Origin of the sequence: Mesorhizobium sp. M7A.F.Ca.CA.002.15.2.1 (genome assembly GCF_003998715.1) — a bacterium.
Classification (GTDB): domain Bacteria; phylum Pseudomonadota; class Alphaproteobacteria; order Rhizobiales; family Rhizobiaceae; genus Mesorhizobium; species Mesorhizobium ciceri.
Map to the genome: position 1 here is coordinate 1 of NZ_RZPI01000790.1, position 2,403 is coordinate 2,403.

A 2,403-nucleotide genomic window follows, 5' to 3' on the forward strand; every position below is an offset into this window, starting at 1 on the left:
CCTTCTTTTCCTCGGCGGTAATCTGAAGCTCCAGCTCGACGGCCATGCGTTCGAACTCGGCGATCATCATGTCGAGCTGCAGCAGCTGCCGCCGCTTCTCATTCACCTGAAACTGTTTCAGCCGAACGAGGTTTTCACGTGACTTCATGATTCGGTACTCCCGGAAACGCACACCCGCACTTATCGTCCAAACCACCTGGAAACGCCCAGGCCGCACCCGTGTCCACCGGCTTTCCCCCAACTATGGGAAACAAAACCCTAAAGTTTTTTGCCGGCGGTAACCATTCGTTTACGGGCATTGTTAATCATACGGGTCAGGACTTAAGGCCGGGTAAAAATTCCGGCCACCGATGCGGAAGCGACGTCGATGAGTCCCTGGAGTCGCTTAGTCCAGGTTGTTAATGTGTTGCATTAGGAATTTGGTTCTGAGATTCGTTATTAGATTCAAGAGGGTGTAGAAAGAGGTTAAAAAATCTGGTACCGTCATGGACGGGAAATTAGGATTTGTTAACCATTCAATGGCAGCCTCTGCACAAGGCAACCACTGCTCCGGGTCCGGACGGGTCGTGAAATGGTCCGGCAGCAGAAAAGGGGAATAAAATGCGTGTTCTGCTGATAGAAGATGACAGTGCAACCGCACAAAGCATCGAACTGATGCTGAAATCGGAAAGTTTCAACGTCTACACGACCGATCTCGGTGAAGAGGGCGTCGATCTAGGCAAGCTCTACGACTACGATATCATTCTTCTCGACCTCAACCTGCCTGACATGTCAGGCTACGAGGTCTTGAGAACGCTTCGCCTTTCCAAGGTCAAAACACCTATTCTCATCCTCTCCGGCATGGCCGGCATCGAGGACAAGGTGCGCGGCCTCGGCTTCGGCGCAGACGACTACATGACCAAGCCATTCCACAAGGACGAGCTGGTTGCCCGCATTCATGCCATCGTGCGGCGTTCCAAGGGCCACGCCCAGTCGGTCATCACCACCGGCGACCTGGTGGTCAACCTCGATGCCAAGACAGTCGAAGTCGGCGGCCAGCGCGTGCACCTGACCGGCAAGGAATACCAGATGCTGGAGTTGCTCTCGCTACGCAAGGGCACCACGTTGACCAAGGAAATGTTCCTCAACCACCTCTATGGCGGCATGGACGAGCCTGAGCTGAAAATCATCGACGTCTTCATCTGCAAGCTGCGCAAAAAGCTCGACGCGGCATCGGGCGGTCAGAACTACATCGAAACGGTCTGGGGTCGCGGCTATGTGCTGCGCGAACCGGAAGACATTCGCGTCAGCGCCTGAGCGACGAATCGTTCGAATCTTTTCAATAAAAAACCCGGCTTCGGCCGGGTTTTTGCATGATGGGCTGGTAACGGTCTGCTTCTGGGCTTCCGAGCAGAAGACCGTCACGCACTTTTTCTGGAGTTGCTCAAGGATGCCGAATCAGGTGCGCTCTTCAAGGTGCGAAAGCGCTCGAGCAACTGCGGGCGGTTGAACGGCTTCAAGAGATAGCCCTGGGCGCCGGCTCGCTTGGCCCGCATGATCGAAGCAATATCGAGCTCGACCAGGGAAATCAGGATCTGCGGCCTTATCGGGCTCTCCATGGCGCGGACGCGACGGATGAGATCGACCGCCGGTACGTCGGGCAAGGCGCCATCGACGACGATGATGTCGGGCATGTCGGCGGCGCACATCTCCAGCGCGTCAAGTCCGCTGGCGGCCTCGATGACAATCATTTCGGAGCCGCCCAGGATGCGTTTTGCAACCTTCCTGATAACGCTTGAATCGTCGACGAACATGCAGCGTTTCATTTCCGGGTCCTCTTTGCCTTCTGGCAGTCCGGTAGCGTCGGGGGCATCCAGGACGCACCATAGGCCAATCTGGTAAAGAAGCCGAAAAGGCGTTAGGTAAAATTTTTATAAAGATGGGCAGGTGCCTACTTTTATTCACGAATGCTTTGGCGCCGCCTGAACGACCAGACGCATCTCAAGTCGATGAGCTGGAATTACAGCTTTAAATGAAAAAATACTTCGCTTTATCGGCTGCGCATCAGGCCGCCGAAAGCACGATTTCTTCCGGCGTCGCGTGGATCGATATCGTCATGCCGGCCTCGCGCGCCAGAAGCAGCGTGTAATAGGGCTGCACGGAATGCGCGTCGATCGGCTCCTCCGGCTTGTGGCCGGAATGCAGTTCGAGGAATTTCGGCGGCACCCGCAGCATCGGGCCAGCCGACGCAAGCGCGAAACGCGGTTCGGTCTCAAGGTTTTCCAGCGTCACGGAAAGCTTGCCGCCGCGCGGAATGGCGGCATTGGCGACGAGGATCAGGTTGAGCTGCAGCTTGACCTTGTTCTTGGGCAGCAACGCGCGGCGGCAAGCTTTCCGTGACGCTGGAAAACCTTGAGACCGAAC

The 2,403-nt window shown here is 56.1% G+C and carries 3 protein-coding genes and 1 pseudogene; 1 reads left to right on the forward strand and 3 read right to left on the reverse strand.

The features are described 5' to 3' along the window. A pseudogene (locus tag ENZ74_RS29315) lies at window positions 1–148 on the reverse strand (flagellar export protein FliJ); the annotation flags it as partial. Between the two features lie 452 nt (window positions 149–600). On the opposite strand from ENZ74_RS29315, the gene ctrA reads away from it, so the two are divergent. Beyond that, window positions 601–1,296 (forward strand): cell cycle two-component system response regulator CtrA, encoded by a 696-nt coding sequence (ctrA, locus tag ENZ74_RS29320; protein WP_006203583.1) that lies wholly within the window; start codon window positions 601–603, stop codon window positions 1,294–1,296. Window positions 1,297–1,400: 104 nt separating this feature from the next. Here ctrA and ENZ74_RS29325 read toward each other — a convergent pair whose 3' ends face one another. Both ENZ74_RS29325 and ENZ74_RS29330 read right to left on the reverse strand, forming a co-directional pair. Continuing rightward, window positions 1,401–1,805 carry a response regulator gene (locus ENZ74_RS29325; RefSeq protein WP_024504503.1) on the reverse strand — a complete coding sequence of 135 codons (405 nt, stop codon included), beginning with the start codon at window positions 1,803–1,805 and terminating at the stop codon, window positions 1,401–1,403. A 238-nt stretch (window positions 1,806–2,043) separates the two neighbouring features. Continuing rightward, a partial coding sequence (locus ENZ74_RS29330; protein ID WP_245471031.1) for a histidine phosphotransferase family protein occupies window positions 2,044–2,403 on the reverse strand: 360 nt, incomplete at its 5' end.